Source organism: Pseudomonas sp. SWRI99 (assembly GCF_014270125.1).
Taxonomy (GTDB): Bacteria; Pseudomonadota; Gammaproteobacteria; order Pseudomonadales; family Pseudomonadaceae; genus Aquipseudomonas; species Aquipseudomonas hamedanensis.
On record NZ_JABWQR010000023.1, the window covers coordinates 90,799 to 116,435 of the forward strand.

Annotated in this window: 20 protein-coding genes; 13 read left to right on the forward strand and 7 right to left on the reverse strand. The window is 60.0% G+C overall.

Annotation, left to right across the window (positions count from 1 at the left end; genetic code table 11):
* Nucleotides 1-104 precede the first annotated feature (104 nt).
* The 4 genes from prpC to prpD all read left to right on the forward strand — a co-directional run bounded on the left by prpC (nt 105) and on the right by prpD (nt 6,961).
* Complete coding sequence (gene prpC, locus HU743_RS19150; protein WP_186650539.1) at nt 105-1,232, forward strand: 2-methylcitrate synthase; 1,128 nt, start codon at nt 105-107, stop codon at nt 1,230-1,232.
* 205 nt (nt 1,233-1,437) lie between these two features.
* On the forward strand, nt 1,438-4,032 hold the full coding sequence (acnD, locus tag HU743_RS19155) for a Fe/S-dependent 2-methylisocitrate dehydratase AcnD (RefSeq protein ID WP_186650541.1): 2,595 nt from the start codon (nt 1,438-1,440) through the stop codon (nt 4,030-4,032).
* Between the two features lie 55 nt (nt 4,033-4,087).
* Nucleotides 4,088-5,290, forward strand: coding sequence for a 2-methylaconitate cis-trans isomerase PrpF (gene prpF, locus HU743_RS19160; RefSeq protein WP_186650543.1), 1,203 nt, complete (start codon nt 4,088-4,090; stop codon nt 5,288-5,290).
* A 186-nt stretch (nt 5,291-5,476) separates the two neighbouring features.
* Nucleotides 5,477-6,961, forward strand: coding sequence for a 2-methylcitrate dehydratase (gene prpD / locus HU743_RS19165; RefSeq protein WP_186650545.1), 1,485 nt, complete (start codon nt 5,477-5,479; stop codon nt 6,959-6,961).
* Here the strand turns inward: prpD and HU743_RS19170 are convergent.
* The gene (locus tag HU743_RS19170) at nt 6,954-7,883 is read right to left on the reverse strand and encodes an EamA family transporter (RefSeq protein WP_186650546.1); all 930 of its coding nucleotides are present in this window, start codon (nt 7,881-7,883) and stop codon (nt 6,954-6,956) included. The two genes, prpD and HU743_RS19170, sit on opposite strands and share 8 nt — an antisense overlap.
* A gap of 90 nt (nt 7,884-7,973) precedes the next feature.
* On the opposite strand from HU743_RS19170, the gene HU743_RS19175 reads away from it, so the two are divergent.
* Entirely contained in the window at nt 7,974-9,383 is a 1,410-nt protein-coding gene (locus HU743_RS19175; protein WP_186650548.1) for a PLP-dependent aminotransferase family protein, read from the forward strand.
* A 235-nt stretch (nt 9,384-9,618) separates the two neighbouring features.
* Here HU743_RS19175 and HU743_RS19180 read toward each other — a convergent pair whose 3' ends face one another.
* Nucleotides 9,619-10,437, reverse strand: a complete 819-nt coding sequence (locus tag HU743_RS19180) for a pyruvate, water dikinase regulatory protein (RefSeq protein ID WP_016773826.1) — start codon at nt 10,435-10,437, stop codon at nt 9,619-9,621.
* Between the two features lie 174 nt (nt 10,438-10,611).
* Between HU743_RS19180 and ppsA the strand changes: the two genes are divergently transcribed.
* From ppsA to HU743_RS19220, 8 genes are all read left to right on the forward strand, one after another.
* Nucleotides 10,612-12,987: a phosphoenolpyruvate synthase gene (ppsA, locus tag HU743_RS19185; protein ID WP_186650550.1), complete on the forward strand. Its 2,376-nt coding sequence runs from the start codon at nt 10,612-10,614 to the stop codon at nt 12,985-12,987.
* A 187-nt stretch (nt 12,988-13,174) separates the two neighbouring features.
* On the forward strand, nt 13,175-14,164 hold the full coding sequence (locus HU743_RS19190; RefSeq protein WP_186650552.1) for an alpha/beta fold hydrolase: 990 nt from the start codon (nt 13,175-13,177) through the stop codon (nt 14,162-14,164).
* Between the two features lie 220 nt (nt 14,165-14,384).
* Entirely contained in the window at nt 14,385-14,876 is a 492-nt protein-coding gene (rraA, locus tag HU743_RS19195; protein WP_186551573.1) for a ribonuclease E activity regulator RraA, read from the forward strand.
* Between the two features lie 21 nt (nt 14,877-14,897).
* Nucleotides 14,898-15,893 carry a zinc transporter ZntB gene (locus tag HU743_RS19200; protein ID WP_186650554.1) on the forward strand — a complete coding sequence of 332 codons (996 nt, stop codon included), beginning with the start codon at nt 14,898-14,900 and terminating at the stop codon, nt 15,891-15,893.
* A 63-nt stretch (nt 15,894-15,956) separates the two neighbouring features.
* Nucleotides 15,957-16,205 carry a hypothetical protein gene (locus HU743_RS19205; protein WP_008076827.1) on the forward strand — a complete coding sequence of 83 codons (249 nt, stop codon included), beginning with the start codon at nt 15,957-15,959 and terminating at the stop codon, nt 16,203-16,205.
* A gap of 2 nt (nt 16,206-16,207) precedes the next feature.
* Complete coding sequence (locus HU743_RS19210) at nt 16,208-17,032, forward strand: mechanosensitive ion channel domain-containing protein (protein ID WP_095138641.1); 825 nt, start codon at nt 16,208-16,210, stop codon at nt 17,030-17,032.
* Nucleotides 17,033-17,122: 90 nt separating this feature from the next.
* Complete coding sequence (gene sigX, locus HU743_RS19215; RefSeq protein WP_016773832.1) at nt 17,123-17,713, forward strand: RNA polymerase sigma factor SigX; 591 nt, start codon at nt 17,123-17,125, stop codon at nt 17,711-17,713.
* 107 nt (nt 17,714-17,820) lie between these two features.
* Nucleotides 17,821-18,855: an OmpA family protein gene (locus HU743_RS19220; protein ID WP_126361745.1), complete on the forward strand. Its 1,035-nt coding sequence runs from the start codon at nt 17,821-17,823 to the stop codon at nt 18,853-18,855.
* 110 nt (nt 18,856-18,965) lie between these two features.
* Here HU743_RS19220 and cobA read toward each other — a convergent pair whose 3' ends face one another.
* The 5 genes from cobA to HU743_RS27225 all read right to left on the reverse strand — a co-directional run.
* A complete protein-coding gene (cobA, locus tag HU743_RS19225) occupies nt 18,966-19,733 on the reverse strand; it encodes a uroporphyrinogen-III C-methyltransferase (protein ID WP_186650556.1) in 768 nt (255 codons plus the stop codon).
* A gap of 13 nt (nt 19,734-19,746) precedes the next feature.
* The gene (locus HU743_RS19230; protein WP_186650558.1) at nt 19,747-22,458 is read right to left on the reverse strand and encodes a nitrate reductase; all 2,712 of its coding nucleotides are present in this window, start codon (nt 22,456-22,458) and stop codon (nt 19,747-19,749) included.
* A complete protein-coding gene (gene nirD / locus HU743_RS19235; RefSeq protein WP_186551569.1) occupies nt 22,458-22,775 on the reverse strand; it encodes a nitrite reductase small subunit NirD in 318 nt (105 codons plus the stop codon). The genes HU743_RS19230 and nirD overlap by 1 nt, the downstream gene beginning before the upstream one ends.
* Entirely contained in the window at nt 22,772-25,225 is a 2,454-nt protein-coding gene (gene nirB, locus HU743_RS19240; protein ID WP_186633402.1) for a nitrite reductase large subunit NirB, read from the reverse strand. Before nirB ends, nirD begins: the two co-directional genes overlap by 4 nt.
* A 166-nt stretch (nt 25,226-25,391) precedes the next feature.
* The coding region (locus tag HU743_RS27225; RefSeq protein WP_238351761.1) for a hypothetical protein at nt 25,392-25,637 on the reverse strand (246 nt) is incomplete at its 5' end.

Sequence of the window (25,637 nt, forward strand, 5' to 3'; positions counted from 1 at the left end):
CGCGAATGGGCGCCAACGATAACGCGGTGTCCCTGATGCACTCTTCGCGAGCAGGCTCGCTCCCACCTGTTTCCCCTACAAATTCAAGAAAACTGGAGACAACAATGGCCGAAGCAAAAGTACTCAGTGGCGCCGGGCTCCGGGGCCAGGTGGCCGGGCAAACCGCATTGTCCACCGTGGGCCAGGCCGGAGCCGGGCTGACTTACCGCGGCTACGATGTGCGCGAACTGGCCGCCGACGCGCAATTTGAAGAAGTAGCGTACCTGCTGCTGTACGGCGAACTGCCGACCCAGGCGCAACTCGCCGCCTATCAAGACAAACTGAGCAAGCTGCGCGACTTGCCGCAAGCGCTCAAGGAAGTGCTGGAACGCATCCCCGCCGATGCCCATCCGATGGACGTGATGCGCACCGGCTGTTCGTTTCTTGGCAACATCGAGCCGGAGAAAGACTTCTCCGAGCAGCGCGACAAGACCGATCGCCTGCTCGCCGCGTTCCCGGCGATCATGTGCTACTGGTATCGCTTCAGCCACGACGGCAAGCGCATCGATTGCGTGAGCGACGAGCCGAGCATCGGCGGCCACTTTCTGCACTTGCTGCATGGCAAGAAGCCGAGCGAACTGCACGTCAAAGTCATGAACGTGTCGTTGATTCTTTACGCCGAACACGAATTCAACGCCTCGACGTTTACCGCACGTGTTTGCGCATCGACCCTGTCGGACCTGTATTCCTGCGTCACCGCAGCTATCGGCTCGCTGCGCGGTCCGTTGCATGGCGGCGCCAACGAAGCGGCAATGGACATGATCGAGCGCTTCTCTTCGCCCGAGGAGGCGATCAAGGGCACCCTCGGCATGCTCGAGCGCAAGGACAAGATCATGGGCTTCGGCCACGCGATCTATAAGGACAGCGACCCGCGCAACGAGGTGATCAAGGGCTGGTCGAAAAAACTCGCCGACGAGGTCGGTGACAAGGTGCTGTTCGCGGTTTCCGAAGCGATCGACAAGACCATGTGGGAGCAGAAGAAACTGTTCCCCAACGCCGACTTCTACCATGCCTCGGCGTACCACTTCATGGGCATTCCGACCAAGCTGTTCACGCCGATCTTCGTCTGCTCGCGCCTGACCGGCTGGGCCGCGCACGTTTTCGAACAGCGCGCCAACAACCGCATCATCCGCCCAAGCGCCGAGTACACCGGCGTCGACCAGCGCAAGTTCGTGCCAATCGAACGTCGCTGAATGGTGAGTGCCAAGCGCTGATCCGAGATTCACCGAAGCCCCTGTGGGAGCTGGCTTGCCAGCGATGACTGAGTCACATCCAGCATTGATGTCGACTGACCCACCGCTATCGCTGGCAAGCCAGCTCCCACAGGGTTCAGTGTGAATTTCGAAGTCAGTGCCAGGCCCACCCTTTGAAATCACCGTGACCCCGAGTCCTGACCCGATGAACACACAATTTCGCAAGAACCTGCCCGGTACGCCGCTGGATTACTTCGACACCCGCGCGGCGGTCGAGGCGATCCGGCCCGGTAGCTACGACACCCTGCCGTACACCTCCCGCGTGTTGGCGGAAAATCTTGTGCGTCGCTGCGATCCGGCGACGCTCACCGACTCGCTCAAGCAATTGATCGAACGCAAACGCGACCTCGACTTCCCGTGGTTCCCGGCACGTGTGGTGTGCCACGACATTCTCGGCCAGACCGCGCTGGTCGACCTCGCCGGCCTGCGTGACGCCATTGCCTTGCAGGGCGGCGATCCGGCGCAGGTCAATCCGGTAGTGCCGACGCAACTGATCGTCGACCATTCGCTGGCGGTCGAGGCGGGCGGTTTCGATGCCCAGGCGTTCGAGAAAAACCGCGCCATCGAAGATCGGCGCAACGAAGACCGTTTCCACTTCATCAACTGGACCAAAAAGGCCTTCAAGAACGTTGATGTGATTCCGCCGGGCAACGGCATCATGCACCAGATCAACCTGGAGAAAATGTCGCCGGTGATCCAGGTGCGCGACGGTGTGGCGTTCCCGGATACCTGCGTCGGCACCGACAGCCACACGCCGCATGTCGATGCGCTGGGCGTCATTGCCATCGGTGTCGGCGGCCTTGAAGCCGAGAGCGTGATGCTCGGTCGCGCATCGTGGATGCGTCTGCCAGAAAGCGTTGGCGTCGAGCTGACCGGCAAGCTGCAACCGGGCATCACCGCCACCGACATGGTGCTGGCGCTGACTGAATACCTGCGCAAACAGAAAGTCGTCGGCGCCTGGCTGGAGTTCTTCGGCGAAGGCGCGGCGGCGCTGACTCTCGGCGATCGCGCGACCATCTCCAACATGGCCCCGGAATACGGCGCCACGGCGGCGATGTTCTACATCGACCAGCAAACCATCGATTACCTGAAACTCACCGGCCGTGAGGACCAGCAGGTTCAACTGGTCGAGCAATACGCCAAGCTCACCGGCCTGTGGGCCGACAGCCTGAAGGGCGCGCAATACGAGCGCGGCCTGACCTTCGACCTGTCTTCGGTGGTGCGCAACATGGCCGGCCCGAGCAACCCGCATGCGCGCGTCGCGGTCGCGGATCTGGCCGCCAAAGGCATCTCCGGTCAGTGGGATGACGTGCCAGGGCAAATGCCCGACGGTGCGGTGATCATCGCGGCGATCACCAGTTGCACCAACACCAGCAACCCGCGCAACGTCATCGCCGCCGGCCTGCTGGCGCGCAATGCCAACAAACTCGGCCTGACGCGCAAGCCGTGGGTGAAATCCTCGCTGGCACCGGGCTCGAAAACCGTGGCGCTGTACCTTGACGAAGCGGGGCTGACCACGGAGCTGGAACAGCTCGGTTTCGGTGTCGTGGCGTTTGCCTGCACCACCTGCAATGGCATGTCCGGCGCACTCGACCCGGTTATCCAGCAAGAAATCATCGACCGCGACCTGTACGCCACCGCCGTGCTCTCGGGCAACCGCAACTTCGACGGCCGCATCCATCCGTACGCCAAGCAGGCGTTCCTCGCGTCGCCGCCGCTGGTGGTCGCTTACGCGATTGCCGGGACCATCCGTTTCGATATCGAGAAGGATGTGTTGGGCGTGGTCGATGGCCGCGAAATCCGCCTGAAGGACATCTGGCCGAGCGACGAAGAAATCGATGCGGTGGTCAAGTCTTCGGTCAAGCCTGAGCAGTTCCGTCAGGTCTACATTCCGATGTTCGCCGTCCACGAAGACACCGGCCCGAAAGTCGCACCGCTCTACGACTGGCGCGAGATGAGTACTTATATTCGCCGTCCGCCGTACTGGGAAGGTGTGCTGGCCGGCGCGCGTCCGCTCAAGGGCATGCGTCCGCTGGCGGTGCTGCCGGACAACATCACCACCGACCACCTGTCGCCGTCGAACGCGATCATGCTCGACAGCGCCGCCGGCGAATACCTGGCGAAGATGGGCTTGCCGGAAGAGGACTTCAACTCCTACGCCACCCACCGTGGCGACCACCTGACTGCACAACGCGCGACGTTCGCCAACCCGAAACTGTTCAACGAAATGGTCGTGGAAAACGGCAAGGTCAAGCAGGGTTCGCTGGCCCGCGTCGAGCCTGAAGGCAAGGTCATGCGCATGTGGGAAGCCATCGAAACCTACATGGAGCGCAAGCAGCCGCTGATCATCATTGCCGGCGCCGACTACGGTCAGGGTTCGTCCCGTGACTGGGCGGCCAAGGGCGTGCGCCTGGCCGGTGTCGAGGCGATTGCCGCCGAAGGTTTCGAGCGCATTCACCGCACCAATCTGGTGGGCATGGGCGTGTTGCCGCTGGAATTCAAACCGGGCACCGACCGCCATACGCTGGCCATCGATGGCAGCGAAACCTACGACGTGGTCGGCGAGCGCAAGCCGCGCGCGGACCTGACGCTGGTGATTCATCGCAAGAATGGCGAGCGGGTAGACGTGCCGGTGACTTGCCGTCTCGATACCGCTGAAGAAGTGTCGATCTACGAGGCCGGCGGCGTGTTGCAGCGCTTTGCCCAGGACTTCCTCGAGGGTTCGGCGGTGGCTGTTTAAATAGGTTCAGTGGCCAGGGGATGATGAGTCCTCTGGCCGCTTTGAAGGAGCAATCATGGCTCACGCAGCTAATTTCGCACCGCAGATCAAAATTCCCGCCACTTACATGCGCGGCGGCACCAGCAAAGGTGTGTTCTTCAGCCTCAAAGATCTGCCCGAAGCGGCGCAGGTTCCAGGCCCCGCCCGCGACGCGCTGCTGCTGCGGGTGATTGGCAGCCCCGACCCGTACGACAAGCAGATCGACGGCATGGGCGGCGCTACATCAAGCACCAGCAAAACCGTGATTCTGTCGAAAAGTACCCGCGCCGATCACGACGTCGATTACCTGTTCGGCCAGGTCTCTATCGACAAGCCGTTCGTTGACTGGAGCGGCAACTGCGGCAACCTCTCGGCGGCGGTCGGCTCGTTTGCCATCAGCAACGGTCTGGTCGATGCCAGCCGTATTCCGCACAACGGTGTCGCCGTGGTGCGCGTGTGGCAGGCCAACATCGGTAAAACGATTATTGCCCACGTGCCGATCACCCACGGCGAAGTGCAGGAAACCGGTGATTTTGAACTCGACGGCGTGACTTTCCCGGCGGCCGAAGTACAGGTTGAGTTCATGGATCCGGCGGCGGAAGAAGAGGGAGGCGGTGGCTCGATGTTCCCCACCGGCAATCTGGTCGATGAGCTGGAAGTTCCGGGGGTGGGTACGTTCAAGGCGACCATGATCAACGCCGGGATCCCGACGATTTTCATCAACGCCGAAGACATCGGTTACACCGGCACCGAGTTGCAAGGCGCGATCAACGGCGATCCGAAAGCGCTGCTGATGTTTGAAACCATCCGCGCCTATGGTGCGTTGCGCATGGGCCTGATCTCCCACCTGGAAGAAGCAGCGAAGCGTCAACACACGCCGAAAGTCGCGTTCGTGGCCAAGCCTGCGGATTACGTAGCGTCGAGCGGTAAAGCGATTGCCGCGGGTGATGTCGATCTGCTGGTGCGCGCGTTGTCGATGGGCAAGCTGCACCACGCGATGATGGGCACGGCGGCGGTGGCGATCGGCACGGCGGCGGCGATTTCCGGAACCCTGGTGAACCTGGCGGCGGGTGGCGTTGAACGCAATGCCGTGCGTTTCGGCCACCCGTCCGGAACGTTACGCGTCGGCGCTGAGGCGACGCTGGAAAACGGCGAGTGGGTGGTGAAAAAAGCCATCATGAGTCGCAGCGCGCGTGTTCTGATGGAAGGGTACGTACGCGTGCCCGGCGATTGTTTCTGATACAACACCGAACAAACTGTAGGAGTGAGCCTGCTCGCGATAGCGGGCAGACATTCAGCATCAGTGTTGTCTGACACGCCGCCATCGCGAGCAGGCTCACTCCTACAGTCGATTGCATTTCAACCATAAAAAAAATAGCCCTGAACCGAGGTCCCATCAACGAACCACTTCACGAGTGAATCGAACATGAGCGCCAACGTCGACCTGAACAACCGCCCCGACTACGACCGTGTCCTGCAGGACATCGCCGATTACGTTCTGACTTTTAAACCCGAATCCAGCGAAGCGCTGACCACCGCCCGCCACTGCCTGATGGACACGCTGGGCTGCGGCCTGCTGGCGCTGCGTTTTCCAGAATGCACCAAACTGCTGGGCCCGATCGTTGAAGGCACCGTCGTGCCTCACGGCGCACGGGTTCCCGGCACGCCGTATCGTCTGGATCCGGTGAAGGCCGCATGGGACATCGGCTGCATCGTCCGCTGGCTCGACTACAACGACACGTGGCTCGCCGCCGAGTGGGGGCATCCTTCGGACAACCTCGGTGCAATTCTTGCGGTGGCCGATCACCTGTCGCAAAAACGCCTGGCCAAGGGTGAAGCGCCGCTGACGGTGCGCGATGTGCTGGAAGCGATGATCATGGCGCACGAGATTCAGGGCGTGATTGCCTTGGAAAACTCCTTCAATCGCGTAGGACTCGACCACGTCATTCTGGTGAAAGTCGCCTCGACCGCCGTCACTGCCAAACTGATGGGCGCCAATCGCGAGCAGCTTTTATCGGCCTTGTCCCACGCGTTCGCCGACGGGCAGGCACTGCGTACCTATCGCCACGCGCCAAACGCCGGCTCGCGAAAATCCTGGGCGGCAGGCGATGCGACCAGTCGGGGAGTGCGTCTGGCCGACATTGCGATGCGTGGCGAGATGGGCATTCCCGGTGTGCTGAGCGCCAGGCAGTGGGGCTTCTATGACGTGTCGTTCAGTCACACCAACAACGATCTGGCGCTGAAGCCGGACGACAAACGCGCCTTCGGTTTCTCGCGACCGTTCGGCAGCTACGTCATGGAAAACGTGCTGTTCAAGATCAGCTTCCCCGCAGAGTTTCACGCGCAAACGGCTTGCGAAGCAGCGGTGACGCTGCATCCCCAGGTGCGCAATCGACTGCATGAGATAGACCGCATCGTCATCACCACGCACGAGTCGGCGATCCGCATCATTTCCAAGGCCGGGCCGCTGGCCAACGCCGCCGACCGCGACCACTGCCTGCAATACATGACCGCGGTACCGCTGGCGTTCGGTAATCTGATTGCTGAGCATTACGAAGATGATTTCCACAAGGCGCACCCGATCATTGATGTGCTGCGCGACAAAATGCTCATCGTCGAGGAGCCGCGTTTCACCCGTGAATACCTCGAGGCTGACAAGCGCTCGATTGCCAACGCCGTGCAGGTTTTCTTCAAGGACGGCAGCAGCACCGACAGCGTCGTCGTGGAATACCCGATCGGCCACCGCCGTCGTCGTGCAGAGGGCATTCCCCTGCTTGAGGACAAGTTCAAAGCGAATCTGGCGACGCGCTTCAGCGCCCAGCGCAGCGGCGAAATATTCGATTTGTGCAAGGACCAGACGCGGCTTGAGGCGACGCCGGTCAATCGCTTTGTCGATCTGTGGGTTATCTGAACCATTTTTCAAACGGCAACTTGGTGATCGCAAAACCGCTCAACAGGATCGCCGAATAGATCATCAGCTCCTTCGAGAGCGCCTGGCCCTCATACCAGGCGCCGATGATCACGGCGAACACCGGAAAAATGATAAACACGAATGACAGAATGATCGGGCTCAAGCGTTTAAGCAGCAGAAAATAAACGATGAACCCACCCACCGACGCCACCAGTCCGAGATAGAGCAGGGCGCCCCATGAGCGCGTGGTCACGTTCTGCAACTGCGGCGCTTCGAAGCTCAGCCCGACAATTGATAACAGCAGCCCGGCGATGCCGATCGGCAAGGTGTTATAGGTGATCACGCTGATCGCGCTGCCGTGTTTTTTGGTCACCACGTAGCACAGCGCGTGCAGCACCGCTGCACCGAGAATCGCCAGCACACCGAGCCATTCGGCTTTATCCACATGCAAACCCTGGCTGCGGATAATCATGAACAGACTGCCAAAACCAATGGCAATGCCGAGCATCTGCGAAGGGTAGATTTTCTCGCGCAGAAATAACGCAGAGAACACCAGAATGAACACCGGCATGCAGCTGAACAGCAGCGCCGTCAGGCCCGACGACACATGGATTTCGCCGTAGTTGAGCAGGTAATAGGGCACGCTGAAATACGACAGCGTGACGAACACAAAGAACCAGCGACTTTGCCGAGGGAACAGCAAAGGCTCCTTGCGCAACAGCGCGAAACTCAGGAACAGCGGGAAAGCAATCAAAAAGCGCAGGCCTGCGGCAGTGAGTGGCGGCACGCTCTCAACCGCGATCTTGATCCCCAGCCATGTAGTGCCCCAGCTCAGACAAACGATGAGAAACAACAGGCTGGTGATAAATCCGGCGAGCCAAGGCTTGTTGATGCTGATCGGTGTGCTGACAGTGGTCGACATGGCGCGTACTCCCTGCGTGCGGATTGACCGCTTCGTTGAAAGGGTCTATCTCTGATTGAACCTGTTTCCAGCACGCTATTCGGGGCGCTAATGACTGTCAAAGCAAGTATTGCCATGGTGTCAATCCTGCGGGACGGGCTCGCCAACCGCGCGGGTGTGAAATACAAACGCCTCGCCGACGCCGTCGCGCACGCGATCGAGGAGGGCATTATCGACGCCGGCAGCAAGCTGCCACCGCACCGGCTATTGGCCGACAGTCTCGGCGTCACCATCGGAACGATCAGCCGTGCTTATGGCGAGCTTGAGCGTGTCGGCTTGGTCGTGGCCCGTGTAGGAGATGGCACGTATGTGCGTCAGCGCGGGATGGATCGGCCTCAGGACAAAGGCTTTCGCAACGTCAGCGACGAGCCGCTGGCGTATTTCGACATGAGCCGGAACCAACCGATACCGGGTCAGGAAGCGGCGTTCATGAGCCAATCGCTGAAGGATCTGGCTACCGATCCGGACGTCTTGCGGCAATTGACCGGCTACACCGCCGAAAGTGGTTTGGCACGGCATCGGTTGGCGGGCGCTGTCTGGTTGCGTCATGGCGATTTTGTGCCGCACGCCGATCAGGTGCTGTGCGTCAACGGCGGTCAGCACGGTTTGCTGTGCGCGTTGATGGGCTTGCTCAAGGCAGGCGACACGCTGGTCACCGAGCATTTGTCCTACCCCGGATTGATCAGCGTCACACGTCAGCTCGGGATAAAGCTTATCGGCGTCGCGATGGACGACGAAGGACTTCTACCCTCGGCATTGGAGGACATTTGCCGTCAGCACCGGGTTAGCGCGCTGTATTGCACGCCGACGATCCAGAATCCTACGGCCGCCGTGATGTCGGTCCCACGGCGTAAGGCGATCGCCGGGCTCTGCCGCGAACACAATCTGCTGATCATCGAAGACGAAGCGCACGCCGTGCTCGACCGCCAGCGGCCCCTGCCGCTGAGTGACTTCGCAGCGGAACGCTCGGTGCTGATCGGCAGTTTGAGCAAGGCGGTGTCGGCCGGGTTGCGCGTGGGTTATCTGCACGCGCCACAGGCGCTGATCGGGCGGCTGAGCGCAGCCATTCGTGCCACGTGCTGGATGGCCAATCCGCTTTCGATGGAAGTGGCAAGCCTATGGATCGAAAGTGGCATGGCCGAGCGCTTGCTGGATGAACAGATCAGCGAAATCACTCGGCGCAAGGCTTTGGTGGCGCCAGTCATGCAGGATTTGAATTACAACACTCACCCCTACAGTCCGCATTTCTGGGTGCAAGTGCCTGAGCTGTGGCGGGCGTCGCAGATCGCGGCGGAATTGAAAGAGAACAACTATCTGGTGGCCACCGCCGAGGCGTTTGCGGTCGGGCATGGGGCGGTGCCGCAATGCATTCGGGTGAGTGTGTGCAATCCGGTGGGGGATGATCAGTTGTTGCTTGCAGGCTTCGAAGCCCTGGCCAGGGCATTGACGGAAACCGTGTGATCGTTCTTCGCGAGCAAGCCCGCTCCCACAGGTTTCGGGTGTGTCTGCAAAATTTGCATTCACCACAAAACCCTGTAGGAGCGAGCCTGCTCGCGAAGGCGCCAGGCCAGGCAATGCAGAACTACTTGAACCGCCGCTCCCACAGGTTTCGGGTGTGTCTGCAAAATTTGCATTCACCACAAAACCCTGTGGGAGCGAGCCTGCTCGCGAAGGCGTCAGGCCAGGCAATGCAGAACTACTTGAACCGCCGCTCGACGCCTTTCTCGACCAGGATCTTCGCCGAGATCTCTTCCACGGAGAAATGCGTCGAGTTGATGTGCGGGATGTTCTCGCGACGGAACAGGTTTTCCACTTCGCGCACTTCGAATTCGCACTGGGCGTAGCTCGAATAACGGCTGTTGGGCTTGCGCTCGTTGCGGATCGCGGTGAGGCGGTCCGGGTCGATGGTCAGGCCGAACAGCTTGTGCTGGTGGGCGCGCAGGGCGGTGGGCAGGGTCAGGCGTTCCATGTCGTCTTCGGTCAGCGGATAGTTGGCCGCGCGGATGCCGAACTGCATCGCCATGTACAGACACGTCGGGGTTTTGCCGCATCGCGACACGCCTACTAGTATCAGATCGGCTTTGTCGTAATAGTGGGTGCGTGCGCCGTCATCGTTGTCGAGGGCGAAGTTCACCGCCTCGATGCGCTCCATGTAATTGGAGTTGTGCCCGATGGAGTGCGACTTGCCGACGGTGTAGGACGAATGCTCGGTCAGCTCCTGTTCGAGCGGCGCGAGAAAGGTCGAGAAAATGTCGATCATGAAACCATTGGACGTTGCGAGAATCTCACGAATGTCCTGATTGACGATGGTGTCGAAGATGATCGGACGAAAGCCGTCGGTTTCAGCGGCTTTGTTGATTTGTTGTACCATGGCTCGCGCTTTTTCCACGCTGTCGATGTACGGACGCGTGAACTTGCTGAAGGTAATGTTTTCGAACTGCGCCAAGAGGCTTTGACCCAGGGTTTCGGCGGTAATGCCGGTGCCATCGGAGATGAAGAAAGCAGATCGTTTCATTTGCACCTTGGGCCTTAAGTTAATTGACACTCTTGGATATGATAGGCGCGATTTGCCGGTCGCCATTGGCCCGCATTCTCACTTATTTTCCAGGTCCAGGCCATACAACCGGCCGAGGCTCCCCCGGGCCGCCGGTTTCTGAGCTTTTCCAACACAGTTAGTGGAGAGATCACCTTGGTAGAGTACGTAGTTTCCCTCGATAAGCTCGGCAAACACGATGTTGAGCATGTGGGGGGCAAGAACGCATCCCTGGGCGAGATGATCAGTAACCTGGCAGGCGCCGGTGTTTCGGTCCCCGGCGGCTTCGCCACGACGGCTCAGGCCTATCGTGATTTCCTCGAACTGAGCGGCCTGAACGAGCAGATCCACAAGGCCCTCGACGCGCTCGACGTCGACGACGTCAATGCCCTGGCCAAGACCGGCGCGCAGATCCGTCAATGGATCATGGACGCCGAATTCCCGGAAAAACTCAACGCCGAGATCCGCACCGCGTTCGCCGCGCTGTCGGCTGGCAACCCTGACGTGGCCGTGGCCGTGCGTTCCTCCGCCACCGCCGAAGACCTGCCGGACGCTTCGTTCGCCGGTCAGCAGGAAACCTTCCTGAATATCCGTGGCGTGGACAACGTGATCCGCGCCGCCAAAGAGGTGTTCGCCTCGCTGTTCAACGACCGCGCCATTTCCTACCGCGTGCACCAGGGCTTCGACCACAAACTGGTCGCCCTGTCGGCCGGCGTGCAGCGCATGGTGCGTTCGGAAACCGGCACCGCCGGCGTCATGTTCACCCTTGATACCGAATCGGGTTTCCGTGATGTGGTGTTTATCACCGGCGCTTACGGCCTGGGCGAAACCGTGGTTCAAGGCGCGGTCAACCCGGATGAGTTCTACGTCCACAAAGGTACGCTGGAAGCCGGTCGTCCGGCGATCCTGCGCCGCAACCTGGGCAGCAAAGCGATCAAGATGATCTACGGCGACGAGGCCAAGGCCGGTCGTTCGGTCAAGACCGTCGAGGTCGACAAGACCGAACGCGCGCGTTTCTGCCTGACCGACGCCGAAGTCAGCGAGCTGGCCAAACAGGCGATGATCATCGAGAAGCACTATGGCTGCCCGATGGACATCGAGTGGGCCAAAGATGGTGACGACGGCAAGCTGTACATCGTGCAGGCGCGTCCGGAAACCGTGAAAAGCCGCACCCAGGCCAACGTCATGGAACGTTACCTGCTGAAAGAAACCGGCACCGTGCTGGTGGAAGGCCGTGCGATTGGCCAGCGCATCGGCGCCGGCAAAGTACGCATCATCAAGGACGTCTCCGAGATGGACAAAGTCCAGCCGGGCGACGTACTGGTCTCCGACATGACCGACCCGGACTGGGAACCGGTCATGAAGCGCGCCAGCGCCATCGTCACCAACCGTGGCGGGCGTACCTGCCACGCGGCGATCATCGCTCGCGAGCTGGGCATCCCGGCGGTGGTCGGTTGCGGCAACGCTACCCAACTGCTCAAGGACGGCCAGGGCGTGACCGTGTCCTGCGCCGAAGGTGACACCGGTTACATCTTCGAAGGCGAACTGGGCTTCGACATCAAGAAAAACTCCGTCGACGCCATGCCGGAGCTGCCGTTCAAGATCATGATGAACGTCGGCAACCCGGACCGCGCCTTCGACTTCGCACAACTGCCGAACGCCGGTGTGGGCCTGGCCCGTCTCGAGTTCATCATCAACCGCATGATCGGCGTGCACCCCAAGGCGCTGTTGAACTACGACGGTCTGCCGCCGGAGATCAAGGAAAGCGTCGACAAGCGCATCGCCGGTTACGACGATCCGGTTGGTTTCTACGTCGAGAAACTGGTCGAAGGCATCAGCACCCTCGCTGCAGCGTTCGCACCGAAGAAGGTCATCGTGCGTCTGTCGGACTTCAAGTCCAACGAATACGCCAACCTGATCGGCGGCAAGCTGTACGAGCCGGAAGAAGAAAACCCGATGCTGGGCTTCCGTGGCGCTTCGCGTTACATCAGCGAATCGTTCCGCGACTGCTTTGAACTCGAATGCCGTGCGCTGAAACGTGTGCGCAACGAGATGGGCTTGACCAACGTCGAAATCATGGTGCCTTTCGTCCGTACCCTGGGCGAAGCCAGTCAGGTGGTCGATCTGCTTGCCGAGAACGGTCTGGCCCGTGGCGACAACGGCCTGCGCGTGATCATGATGTGCGAACTGCCATCCAACGCGATTCTGGCGGAAGAATTTCTGGAATTCTTCGACGGTTTCTCGATCGGCTCCAACGACCTGACTCAACTGACGCTGGGTCTGGATCGCGATTCCGGGATCATCGCGCACTTGTTCGACGAACGTAATCCAGCGGTCAAGAAGTTGCTGTCGAACGCGATTCAGGCGTGCAACAAGGCTGGCAAGTACATCGGCATCTGCGGTCAGGGTCCTTCCGATCACCCGGATCTGGCCCGTTGGTTAATGGAGCAGGGCATCGAAAGCGTGTCGCTGAACCCGGACACAGTGCTGGAAACCTGGTTCTTCCTTGCCGAAGGTCAGGCGCAGGCTTGATCAACATGTGAACGGGCCGCTTCCTGCTGTAGGAGTGAGCCTGCTCGCGATAGCGTCATGACAGTCAACATTGATTCGAATGACACACCGCCATCGCGAGCAGGCTCACTCCTACAGGGGGAAGGGGCCTTGAGATTGAAGTAGGGCGGGCTCCATTGGATGCCGCCCTTTTTTGTGCAAGAGCATTATGCAAAGCAGCAGCAACCTGTTTCCTGTCGCCCTGATCAGCGCCGAGCGGCGCGGCGATCTGAGCGAAGACGTCTATCGATTGAAGCCCGGCAACAGCCGTGACTGGTCCGTCGAGATCGCGGTAACCCGCCTGGGCATGGCCGATGAGGCGGTGCCACGTGGCGTGCCGGTGATTCTGTTGCACGGCAGTTTTTCCAATCGACGCTTCTGGTTTTCCCCTAAAGGCCTGGGTCTGGGTGCGCATCTGGCGCGGCTGGGCTTTGATGTTTGGATTGCGGAAATGCGCGGCCATGGCTTGTCGCAACGCAACGAGGACTATCGGCACAACTGCGTCGCCGATTACGCCCGTTACGATTTGCCGGCGATCGCTGCGTTCGTCCGTGAGCAAAGCGGACAGATCCCGCACTGGGTCGGCCATTCTCTGGGCGGCATCACCCTGGCAGCCGCGCTCGGCGGTGAATATCTCGGCGAGCCGGCGGTGGCCTCGGCGGCGTTTTTCGGCACCCAGGTCAGCCGCACGTACTGGCCGCTGAAAATTCCACCGGTGGAGTGGGGCGGGCGCTTTATTCTCAAGCGTTTTGCACAGTTGTCCGGCTCCCGGCTCAAACGCGGTCCGGAAGACGAGCCGATCGGCCTGGCCATCGAAAGCATGCGCTGGTACGGCTTGTTCGGCCGGTTTGGCGACAAGGACAAGGATTGGTGGGCAGGGCTGGCGGATGTGCAGGTCCCGGTGCTTGCGGTGAGCGCAGCGGGGGATCACCAGGACCCGGCCTGGGCCTGTCGCAAGCTGTTCGATCAGATAGGTTCCGAGCACAAGCAATTCATCAACCTGGGCCGCGAGCAGGGCTTCTCGGATAATTTCGGTCATGTCGAGATGCTGGTCAGCAAAGCGGCGCAGGCTGAAGTGTGGCCGCTGGTGGCGTGCTGGTTGAACGATCAGCAGACGCCGTTGCTGGCGCAGAAGGCTGATCTGGCGGCTGCGGGATGAACCGGCAGGGCTGAAAAGGACGTTCCGTTCAGCGAGGGTTGCGGCTAAGATATGACGCGTTGTGCGGTTCTGGTCATATTTCGTGGCTGTTTAGCGATTACGTTTCAGCGTTTGTTCAGGTTCGCTCAGCGACCATGGCATGAACTAAGGTAAACAGCGACCGCCGGAACTCGTCTCATCAGATGCGGCATCCTTGATCCCCTGCTACAGGAGCTTTTCGATGGAACATTACCTTACGCCTGACCTGTGCGACGCCTATCCGGAACTGGTGCAGGTGCTGGAACCGATGTTCAGCAATTTCGGCGGTCGTGACTCGTTCGGTGGCGAGATCGTGACCGTCAAATGCTTCGAGGACAACTCGCTGGTCAAGGCTCAGGCCGAGCTCAACGGCAAAGGCAAGGTGCTGGTCGTTGATGGCGGAGGTTCCCTGCGCCGCGCGCTGCTCGGCGACATGATTGCCGAGAAGGCTGCAAAAAACGGTTGGGAGGGGATGGTGATCTACGGCTGCATCCGTGACGTCGACGTCATCGCCCAGACCGATCTTGGCGTGCAGGCGCTGGCCAGCCACCCGATGAAGACCGACAAGCGCGGCATCGGTGACCTTAACGTTGCCGTGACGTTCGCCGGTGTCACCTTCCACCCGGGCCACTACGTTTATGCGGACAACAACGGCGTGATCGTCTCGCCGAGCCCGCTGAAAATGCCTGAATAAGCTTTCGATAAAGGGATGCGGATGTTCGAGGAAGAAAACGCGCAGTGGGGGCTGGTGCACGCCCTGGTGCTGGACGGTAAAGGCGGTGCGCGTTCGATAGCCCGGACTGAACTCGACGACTTGCAGTTGCAGGCTCATGAAAGCCTGTGGCTGCATTGGGATCGCAGTCATCCACAGACCCAGACCTGGCTGCGTAAATTCAGCGGACTCAACGAATTTACCTGCGACTTGCTGCTGGAAGAAAACACTCGACCGCGGCTGCTGCCGTTGCCGGACGCCGAATTGCTGCTGTTTCTGCGTGGCGTCAACCTCAATCCGGGGGCCGAGCCGGAAGACATGGTCTCGGTGCGGATTTTTGCGTCCGCCCAACGGGTGATTTCCCTGCGTTTGCGTCCGCTGCGCGCCACCGATGAATTGCTGGCGATTCTGAGTGAGGGCAAAGGCCCGAAAACCTCTTCCGAATTGATGCTGTACCTGGCGCAGTTTCTCACCAACAAGGTTCAGGATCTGGTCGCTTGCCTGTCGGAAGTGGTCGATGAAGAGGAAGAAAAACTCGATGCCGACGAACGGTATACTCCGGAGCACGGTGCCATTTTGCACATCCGCCGCCGGGCCGCCGGACTGAAACGTTTTCTTGCACCGCAGCGGGATATTTTCGGACAGCTGACACGGATAAAACTGCCGTGGTTCGTCGAAGACGACGCCGACTACTGGAACGAATTGAACAACAGCCTGACCCGTTATCTGGAAGAGCTGGAATTGACCCGAGAGCGCGTGGGGCTTGTGCTTGAGGCCGAAGACCGACGCTTGAGCGTGCGTATGAATCGCACGATGTACCGCTTCGGCATCATCACCTGCATCTTTTTGCCGATGAGTTTCATCACCGGTCTGCTGGGTATCAACGTCGGCGGTATTCCGTTCGCCAGCAGCCCTTACGGTTTCCTGATCGCCTGCTCCACGGTGCTTGCCCTGGCCTTGGGCCAGTGGTGGTTGTTTCGCCGTTTGCGCTGGGTGTGAACATGGCGCATGTGACCCGAGCAAATTTGCCCGCGTCTTTCACAGACATCACGAGAGGTGCGTATGCACGATCCGTTTGAACAGTCTTTGCGCGACATGCTCAACGCTTCGCCGTCCAGCCGCGACGACGATGCCTGCCTGGGCCGCGTACTTAAAACCGCCAACCGCCAGGTCGGCGCCGGTGATCTGTTCAGCCTGCTGGGCCGCTGGCTGCCCGCGCTGATGATCGCCCTGAATAACGGATCGGCTCATGTCTCGCCGGTTTCCCGTCTGCGTAAACCTACCGCTCGCACTGCTGATAAGGCTGATTGAATATGGAACTTGATCTCTGGACCCAGAGCCTCGTCACTGCAATGACTGCGTTATGGACCAAAGTCGCTAATTTCATCCCGAACCTGTTCGGCGCACTGGTCGTGCTGCTGTTGGGTTTCGTCGTGGCCAAACTGCTCGACACCTTGTTGTCCAAACTGCTCGCCAAACTGGGCCTCGATCGCCTGATGGGCGGCACCGGACTGACCAAGCTGATGTCGCGCGCCGGGCTGCAAGTACCGATCTCGACACTGATCGGCAAAATCGTTTATTGGTTCGTTCTGCTGATTTTCCTGGTTTCTGCGGCAGAATCCCTTGGCCTTGAGCGGGTTTCAGCTACGCTGGACATGCTGGCGTTGTATTTGCCGAAAGTATTCGGCGCCGCGCTGGTGTTGCTGGTAGGGGTTTTGCTCGCGCAACTGGCCAATGGGCTGGTGCGCGGGGCGGCAGAAGGCGTAGGCCTGGACTACGCTTCCGGGCTGGGGCGGATTGCCCAGGGGCTGGTGATCATCATCAGCATCTCGGTCGCCATCAGTCAGCTGGAAGTCAAGACTGACCTGCTGAACCATGTGATTGTCATTGTATTGATTACCGTTGGTCTGGCAGTTGCGCTGGCCATGGGGTTGGGAAGCCGGGAAATTGCCGGTCAGATTCTTGCGGGAATCTATGTGCGTGAGCTGTACCAGGTTGGGCAACAAGTGCGTGTAGGCGAGGTCGAAGGCCAGATCGAGGAAATCGGTACGGTTAAAACCACCGTGCTGACCGATGAAGGTGAGCTAGTCTCTCTTTCCAATCGGATCCTGCTGGAACAGCATGTGAGTAGCCGCTAATCCGGCAAACCCTGCTAATGTATGCCGCCGCAAAATGCCAGCTGAGGCTGGTTGCGGCGGACATTGACCTGACTGTCGGCACGACTTGTTTTGAATAAAGCCCAACCGCTATCTACGCGCTACGACCCCCGCGAGCTCTCTGATGAGGAGTTGGTCGCGCGCTCGCATACCGAGCTGTTTCACGTAACGCGCGCCTATGAAGAGTTGATGCGGCGTTACCAGCGAACATTATTTAACGTCTGCGCGAGATATCTTGGGAACGATCGCGACGCAGACGATGTCTGTCAGGAAGTGATGCTGAAGGTGCTGTATGGCCTGAAGAACTTCGAGGGGAAATCGAAGTTCAAAACCTGGCTGTACAGCATCACTTACAACGAATGCATCACGCAGTATCGGAAGGAACGGCGTAAGCGTCGCTTGATGGACGCTCTCAGCCTGGACCCTCTTGAAGAAGCGTCTGAAGAAAAGGCGCCGAAGCCGGAGGAGAAGGGTGGGCTTGATCGCTGGCTGGTGTATGTGAATCCGATCGACCGCGAAATTCTGGTGCTACGATTTGTCGCAGAGCTGGAATTTCAGGAGATCGCAGACATCATGCACATGGGTTTGAGTGCGACAAAAATGCGTTACAAACGTGCTCTAGATAAATTGCGTGAGAAATTTGCAGGCATTGCTGAAACTTAGTTCAGCGCAAATATCTCTTACGTGTAGGCAAGTTCTGATAGACTTGCCGCCGAGTTGTCCCCCGGTTTGCGGGACTGCTTCACAATCACCAGATGGGGATTTAACGGATGAAACTGAAAAACACCTTGGGCTTGGCCATTGGTTCTCTGATTGCCGCCACTTCGTTCGGCGCTCTGGCACAAGGCCAAGGCGCAGTTGAAATCGAAGGCTTCGCTAAGAAAGAACAATTCGACAGCGCTCGTAACTTCAAGAACAACGGCAACCTGTTCGGCGGTTCGATCGGTTACTTCCTGACCGACGACGTAGAACTGCGTCTGGGCTACGACGAAGTTCACAACGTACGTGCCGACGATGGCAAGAACGTCAAAGGCGCTAACACCGCTCTGGACGCTCTGTACCACTTCAACAACCCAGGCGACATGCTGCGTCCATACGTCTCGGCCGGTTTCTCCGACCAGAGCATCGACCAGAACGGCTCGAACGGTCGTAACCGTTCCACCTTCGCCAACGTTGGCGGCGGTGCCAAGCTGTACTTCACCGAGAACTTCTACGCCCGTGCTGGCGTTGAAGCTCAATACAACATCGACCAGGGCGACACCGAGTGGGCTCCTAGCGTCGGTATCGGTGTGAACTTCGGTGGCGGCTCCAAGCCTGCTGCTGCTCCAGTTCCAGCACCAGCTGAAGTCTGCTCCGACAGCGACAACGATGGCGTTTGCGACAACGTTGACAAGTGCCCGGACACCCCAGCCAACGTAACCGTTGACGCTGATGGCTGCCCAGCAGTTGCTGAAGTTGTTCGTGTTGAGCTGGACGTGAAATTCGACTTCGACAAGTCGGTAGTCAAGCCTAACAGCTACGGCGACATCAAGAACCTGGCTGACTTCATGAAGCAGTACCCATCCACCACCACTACTGTTGAAGGTCACACTGACTCCGTCGGTCCTGACGCTTACAACCAGAAACTGTCCGAGCGTCGTGCAAACGCCGTCAAGCAAGTTCTGACCAACCAGTACGGTGTTGAATCGTCCCGCGTTCAGTCTGTTGGCTACGGCGAATCCCGCCCAGTTGCTGACAACAAAACTGACGCTGGCCGCGCTGTAAACCGTCGCGTAGAAGCGCAGGTTGAAGCTCAAGCTAAGTAATTAGCTGCCGCTCTGAGAAAAGCCCGGCTTAGGCCGGGCTTTTCTTTGTCTGCGATTTGGCTTTGCGGCTTTGAAGATCGTCCGAACGCGGGCCGAACCTTCGGCAGCGCCTACAGGACGTGCGCAGATCCAATGTAGGAGCTGTCGCAGGCTGCGATCTTTTGCTCTTCAACAGCAGCAGCCACAGCGCCAATCACGAGAATCGCCGGGCTCTTCAATTCAAACGCACACGCATCCTCAGCCATCGCAGTCAAATCACTGCGGCATTCGCGCTGATGTGGCAACGAGGCGTTTTCAATCATCGCCACCGGCGTATCCGCCGCCATCCCTCCGGCCAACAGCTGATCGCGAATCTCGCCCAGCTTGGCCACGCCCATGTAAACCACCAACGTCGTCCCGCCTTGGGCCAGAGCCTGCCAATTCAGCTGGCTGTCGTCCTGCGTGTGGGCAGTGACCAGCGTCACGCCACGGGCGACACCGCGCAGGGTCAACGGAATATCGCATTGCGTTGCCCCGGCCAGTCCGGCAGTAATGCCGTTAACCAATTCCACCTCGACCCCGCGCTCGCGCAGCCACTGCGCTTCCTCACCGCCGCGACCGAAAATGCACGGGTCGCCACCCTTGAGCCGCACTACGCACTTGCCATGGCGGGCGTAACGCAACATCAGCCGGTGAATGAATGCCTGCGGCGTCGAACGGCAGCCACCGCGCTTGCCCACGGCGATCACCCGCGCCGTGGGGCAATGCTCCAGCACCGCGTCATTGACCAGATCATCGATCATCACCACATCTGCCTCGCGCAGTGCGCGCACGGCCTTGAGCGTCAGCAGCTCGGGATCGCCAGGGCCTGCGCCCACCAGCCAGACTTTCGCATTCATGGTGTTGTCCTCATTAAATGACCGCGACCGGCCGCGTTTCGGCAGCCAGCAGACGCTTGATTTCCGGCACGCAGGAACCGCATTGCGTACCGCATCGGAGATTGGTTTTCAGGGCTTGCAAGTCCATGCCTTGGCGAATGCCCGCGCAGACCGCGTTCAGGCTGACGTTTTCGCAATTGCACAACGTCTTGTCAGTCGCGATGGCCCCGGCACCGCCCGGCGGTGCGCTCATCGGGGCCAGTAGCCAGCGCCGCAGTTGTTCGTCTGCACGACCTTCGAGCCACAGGCTTTGCAGCCAATGTTGCGCAAGGGTTTCGCCGGCGAGGCGAATCGCTGTGATTCGGCCGTTTTCGATGCGCACGCGTTTACCGATGGCACGACGCGGGTCGTCGTAGGCCAGAACCGGGCCCTCAATCAGCGACAGGCATTGATCGATCTCGCCAAGCAGCCGTGGATCCGGCGCGACGGTGCTGGCAGCGCGTATCAGCAATGCCGGACGTTCACGTCCTACAAGGCTGATACTGACGTAGGAAAATGCCTCACAGAGCGGTCGTAGAGTCTCCAGGTGCCGTTGGACATCGCCCTCGATCAAGGCAAACAGTTGCCACGGCAGGTTCACCGGTTCCAGACGGACGCCGCTGTGCTTGAGTTCTGGTTGTTTGGACAACGGATCGAAGGCCGGCAAGGTCAGGCTGTTGACGCCGCCCTTGAGGAAACGATCGCCCCAGTGCATCGGCAGAAACGCTTGCCCCGGACGCACGCTGTCGTCGCTGCCAACCGCGACAATCACCGCGCCGCGACGGCTTTTCAAATTGACCAGATCCCCGGATTGCAAACGATGCCGGCGCATTTCGTCCGGGTGCAGGCTCAAGACCGCTTCGCTGACATGGCCGAACAATTGCGCGGCGGTGCCAGTACGGCTCATGCCGTGCCACTGGTCACGCAGGCGGCCGGTGAGCAAGGTCAGCGGGAAGCGCGCATCGCGCTGCTCTTTGGCGGCGCGGTAGGGATCGGCAATGAACTGCGCACGGCCATTGCTCGTAGGAAAAATTCCGTCGCTGTACAAGCGCGCCGTGCCCTGGCGGGCGCCAGTCGGGAAGGGCCACTGCTGCGGCCCGATCTCGTCGATCAGTGCGTGACTGATCCCGGACAAATCCAGATCGCGCCCGCGGGTCAGCAGTTTGAATTCATCGAACAATTGCGAAGGCTGATCGAAGCTGAACAGGCTCGTTTGCAGCGGCCGCAGACGTTTCTCCAGACGCTGTGCGAAATCTACCGTGATCGCCCAGTCCGGCCGTGCTTCGCCCGGAGCGGCAACGGCTTTGCGTACGTGGGAAATGCGTCGCTCGGAATTGGTCACCGAGCCTTCCTTCTCGCCCCAACTGGCGGCGGGCAAGAGCAGGTCGGCAAACGCAGCGGTTTCGGTGGTGCGAAAGGCTTCCTGCAACACCACAAACGGGCAGGCCTGAAGCGCTGCGCGTACTGCGCTTTGATCCGGCATCGACTGTGCGGGGTTGGTACAGGCAATCCACAGCGCCTTGATCTTGCCGCTGCGCACCTGCTCGAACAATTCGATGGCACTCAGGCCTGGCGCTTCCGGCAAGCTTGCCACGCCCCAATACGCCGCCACCTCGGCGCGGTGCTCAGGGTTTGCGGCGTCACGATGGCCGGGCAGCAAATTCGACAAACTACCGGTTTCCCGCCCACCCATGGCGTTCGGCTGACCGGTCAGGGAGAAAGGTCCTGCACCAGGACGACCGATTTGGCCGGTAGCCAGGTGCAGATTGATCAGTGCGCTGTTTTTCGCGCTGCCGGCCGTGGACTGATTCAGGCCCATGCACCACAGCGACAGAAAGCTTGGCGACGTGCCAACCCATTCCGCGCATTGCTGCAACTGCTCGATGCTGATGCCGCACAGTTGCGAAACCATTTGCGGGGTGTAATCGCGGACCAGCGTTTTCAGCGCGGCGAGGCCTTCGGTATGCGCGCTGATGAAATCGCGATCCACCCAGTCTTCCCACAGCAGCAGGTGCAAAATCCCGTGGAACAAAGCGACATCGGTGCCCGGAAGAATCGCCAGATGCAGGTCAGCCAGATCGCAGGTGTCGGTACGACGAGGGTCGATAACGATGACTTTCATCTGCGGACGGCGGGATTTTGCTTCTTCCAGCCGGCGAAAGAGTACCGGGTGGGCGTAGGCCATGTTACTGCCGACGATCATCACGCAGTCACTGAGTTCCAGATCCTCGTAGCTGCACGGTGGTGCATCGGCGCCGAGGCTGCGCTTGTAGCCAACCACCGCTGAAGACATGCACAGCCGCGAGTTGCTGTCGATGTTGTTGGTGCCAACCAGCGCCCGCGCAAGCTTGTTGAACGCGTAGTAGTCCTCGGTAAGCAATTGCCCGGAGATATAGAACGCCACGCTGTCCGGGCCGTGTTCGGCGATGGTGTCGGCGAACACATTGGCGGCGTGCTCCAGCGCGGTGTCCCAGTCAGTGCGGCTGCGCGCCAGGCCTTTGCCCAGACGCAGTTCCGGGTACAAGGCTCGGGCGGCGAGGTCGCCGGTCAAGTGCAGCGTCGAGCCTTTGCTGCACAGTTTGCCGAAGTTGGCCGGGTGCGCCGGATCGCCGCTGACGCCGAGGATGCGCTCGCCGTCATGCTCGATCAGCACGCCGCAGCCGACTCCGCAGTAACAGCAGGTCGAGGCGGTCGTCTGGCGGTTCATCAGATGGCGTCCCGCAGGGCCAATTGCACCCGGCCGTTCTCAACCCGTGCCGGATGGTGATGGGCGCAACCGACATCCGGCGCCTGAGCTTCGCCCGACTCGAGGTCGATCTGCCAATTGTGCAGCGGGCAGGCCACACGCTTGCCGTAGATCAGGCCTTGGGACAGCGGCCCACCCTTGTGCGGGCAGCGGTCGTCGAGGGCGAAAACCTCGTCGTCGCTTGTACGAAAAATCGCGATGTCGCCTTTGGGGCCGGCGATGATCCGCGAACCGAGGGCATTGATCTCTTCCAGGGCACAGATATCGAGCCAGTTCATGCCGGCACCTCCAGATTTTTCACAGGGATCACGTCAAATTCTTTTTTCAGTTGCGGCTGCGCCAGACGTTCTTTCCACGGGTCCTGCTCGAATGACAGGGAGAATTGCAGACGCTCGTTCAAGGCTTTGCGCCGCTCGGCGTCCTCCAGCACGTTCTTCTTGATGTGCTCCATGCCAACCCGTTGCAGGTAGTGCACGGTGCGCTCCAGATAGAAGGCTTCTTCGCGGTACAGCTGCAGGAAAGCGCCGTTGTATTCGCGGACTTCTTCAGCGGTTTTCAGCTTGACGAAGAACTCGGCGACTTCGGTCTTGATCCCGCCGTTACCGCCGATGTACATCTCCCAGCCAGAGTCGACGCCGATAATTCCCACATCCTTGATGCCCGCTTCCGAGCAGTTGCGTGGGCAACCCGACACTGCAAGCTTCACTTTGTGCGGCGACCACATGTTGAACAGGTCATGCTCAAGGTCGATGCCCAGTTGCGTCGAATTCTGCGTGCCGAAGCGGCAGAACTCGCTGCCAACGCAGGTTTTTACCGTGCGGATGGATTTGCCGTAGGCGTGGCCGGACGGCATGTCGAGGTCTTTCCAGACACCTGGCAAGTCTTGCTTTTTGATCCCCAGCAAATCGATGCGCTGCCCGCCGGTGACCTTGACCATCGGCACGTTGTACTTGTCCGCCACGTCGGCAATCCGCCGCAATTCCGATGGATTGGTCACGCCGCCCCACATCCGCGGTACCACCGAATAAGTGCCGTCCTTCTGGATGTTGGCGTGGGCGCGTTCGTTGATCAGGCGCGATTGCGGGTCGTCCTTGGCCTCGCCTGGCCAGGTGGAAATCAGGTAATAGTTGAGAGCCGGGCGGCACGTCGCACAGCCATTTGGCGTGCGCCAGTTGAGGTAGCTCATGGTGCCGGCGATGGTCAGCAGGTGCTGTTCGCGGATGGCCTGGCGGATTTGCCCGTGATTGAGGTCGCTGCAACCGCAGATGGCCTTTTCGCTTTTCGGTTTGACGTCAGCCGCGCCGCCCACGGTGTTGATCAGGATCTGCTCGACCAGCCCGGCGCAGGAACCGCAGGAGCTGGCGGCCTTGGTGTGTTTTTTCACTTCGTCAACGCTGAACAGGCCGTGTTCCTGAATCGCTTTGACGATGGTGCCTTTGCACACGCCGTTGCAGCCGCAGACTTCGGCGCTGTCGGCCATGACCATGGCTTTGTCCTGGCCCTGATGTCCTACGTCACCCAAGGCGTTTTCACCGAACATCAGATGATCGCGGATCTCGCCGATGGCGTGGTTCTCACGAATCTGGCGGAAATACCAACCGCCATCTGCCGTATCGCCGTACAGACAGGCGCCGACCAGTACGTCATCCTTGATCACCAGTTTTTTGTACACGCCGCCGATCGGGTCGGAGAGGGTGATGGTCTCGGTGCCTTCACCGCCCATGAAATCGCCGGCAGAAAACAGATCGATGCCGGTGACTTTCAATTTGGTCGAGGTCACCGAACCCTGATAACGGGCGAAGCCAAGCTGGGCGAGGTGGTTGGCGCAAACCTTGGCCTGTTCGAACAGCGGTGCGACCAGGCCATAGGCGATGCCGCGATGGCTGGCGCATTCGCCAATCGCGTAGATGCGCGGGTCGTAGGTTTGCAGGGTGTCGTTGACCAGAATCCCGCGATTGCACGGGATGCCGGCCTTTTCCGCGAGTTCGGTGTTGGGGCGGATACCGGCCGCCATCACCACCAGGTCGGCAGGAATGATGTCGCCGTTCTTGAATTGCACCGAACCGACCCGGCCGTTGCCGGCGTCGTGCAGGGCCTGGGTCTGTTCGCACAGGCGAAAGTGCAGGCCGCGGGATTCAAGGGCACTCTGCAGAAGCTGGCCGCTGGTTTTGTCCAGCTGGCGCTCGAGCAGCCATTCACCGAGGTGCACGACGGTGACGTGCATGCCGCGCAGCATCAGGCCGTTGGCGGCTTCGAGGCCGAGCAGGCCGCCGCCGATGACCACGGCATGTTTATGGGTTTTGGCGGTGTCGATCATTGCTTGGGTGTCGGCGATGTCGCGGTATCCGATCACGCCCTGCAAGGTGTTGCCGGGGATCGGCAGGATGAACGGCGTCGAGCCGGTGGCGATCAGCAGCCGGTCGTATTCGGCTTCGGTGCCGTCCTCGGCGATCACCCGGCGCTTGACCCGGTCGATCTCCACCACTTTGCGGTTGAGCAGCAACTTGATGTTGTTTTCCAGGTACCAGTCAAGGTCGTTGAGCACGATCTCTTCGAAGGTTTGCTCGCCGGCCAGCACCGGCGATAGCAGGATGCGGTTGTAGTTGGTGTGCGGTTCGGCACCGAAGACCGTGATGTCGTAGAGCTCGTCGCTCAGCTTGAGCAATTCTTCCAGGGTGCGGACCCCGGCCATGCCATTGCCGATCATCACCAGTTTGAGTTTTTTCATCAGGTTCTCCGGGGAGCTGCGGCTGGCCTCTGGTGGGCCGTCGGGCCTTGCTCGACAAATTTTGCGCCAACAAAAAAAGGCGTCCCGCTAGTTGCCTAGCGAGGACGCCTTTGTCCTGGTCCCGTTCTCTCGGGAAGCGCAGCCTTCATCGTTGAAGGTTGGGCTTTTATGTATGGTGAGAAGAGTAATGCAGTGGTTGTGCCAACTTGGATGAGGGCGGGTTTATTGGCGATTGGGGATGGGGTGGGTGGTTTTTTTGCACCGAATCGAGGCGTGTTGCTCGTTCGTGGCGCGTTAATTCCTGGAAGATCAGTGGGGTCAGGCCTGGCCTCATCGCGAGCAGGTCGGGAATTCGCCAGTAGTCGGCGTGCTGCACGACAAACACCACGTTCGGCGCCTCTTGGCGCAACGC

What these genes read in the sequence shown, in the direction of transcription:
- prpC (WP_186650539.1), top strand. Translation starts at nt 105, where the DNA reads ATGGCCGAAGCAAAAGTACTCAGTGGCGCCGGGCTCCGGGGCCAGGTG.
- acnD (WP_186650541.1), top strand. Translation starts at nt 1,438, where the DNA reads ATGAACACACAATTTCGCAAGAACCTGCCCGGTACGCCGCTGGATTAC.
- prpF (WP_186650543.1), top strand. Translation starts at nt 4,088, where the DNA reads ATGGCTCACGCAGCTAATTTCGCACCGCAGATCAAAATTCCCGCCACT.
- prpD (WP_186650545.1), top strand. Translation starts at nt 5,477, where the DNA reads ATGAGCGCCAACGTCGACCTGAACAACCGCCCCGACTACGACCGTGTC.
- HU743_RS19170 (WP_186650546.1), bottom strand. Translation starts at nt 7,883, where the DNA reads ATGTCGACCACTGTCAGCACACCGATCAGCATCAACAAGCCTTGGCTC.
- HU743_RS19175 (WP_186650548.1), top strand. Translation starts at nt 7,974, where the DNA reads ATGACTGTCAAAGCAAGTATTGCCATGGTGTCAATCCTGCGGGACGGG.
- HU743_RS19180 (WP_016773826.1), bottom strand. Translation starts at nt 10,437, where the DNA reads ATGAAACGATCTGCTTTCTTCATCTCCGATGGCACCGGCATTACCGCC.
- HU743_RS19190 (WP_186650552.1), top strand. Translation starts at nt 13,175, where the DNA reads ATGCAAAGCAGCAGCAACCTGTTTCCTGTCGCCCTGATCAGCGCCGAG.
- rraA (WP_186551573.1), top strand. Translation starts at nt 14,385, where the DNA reads ATGGAACATTACCTTACGCCTGACCTGTGCGACGCCTATCCGGAACTG.
- HU743_RS19200 (WP_186650554.1), top strand. Translation starts at nt 14,898, where the DNA reads ATGTTCGAGGAAGAAAACGCGCAGTGGGGGCTGGTGCACGCCCTGGTG.
- HU743_RS19205 (WP_008076827.1), top strand. Translation starts at nt 15,957, where the DNA reads ATGCACGATCCGTTTGAACAGTCTTTGCGCGACATGCTCAACGCTTCG.
- HU743_RS19210 (WP_095138641.1), top strand. Translation starts at nt 16,208, where the DNA reads ATGGAACTTGATCTCTGGACCCAGAGCCTCGTCACTGCAATGACTGCG.
- HU743_RS19220 (WP_126361745.1), top strand. Translation starts at nt 17,821, where the DNA reads ATGAAACTGAAAAACACCTTGGGCTTGGCCATTGGTTCTCTGATTGCC.
- cobA (WP_186650556.1), bottom strand. Translation starts at nt 19,733, where the DNA reads ATGAATGCGAAAGTCTGGCTGGTGGGCGCAGGCCCTGGCGATCCCGAG.
- HU743_RS19230 (WP_186650558.1), bottom strand. Translation starts at nt 22,458, where the DNA reads ATGAACCGCCAGACGACCGCCTCGACCTGCTGTTACTGCGGAGTCGGC.
- nirD (WP_186551569.1), bottom strand. Translation starts at nt 22,775, where the DNA reads ATGAACTGGCTCGATATCTGTGCCCTGGAAGAGATCAATGCCCTCGGT.
- nirB (WP_186633402.1), bottom strand. Translation starts at nt 25,225, where the DNA reads ATGAAAAAACTCAAACTGGTGATGATCGGCAATGGCATGGCCGGGGTC.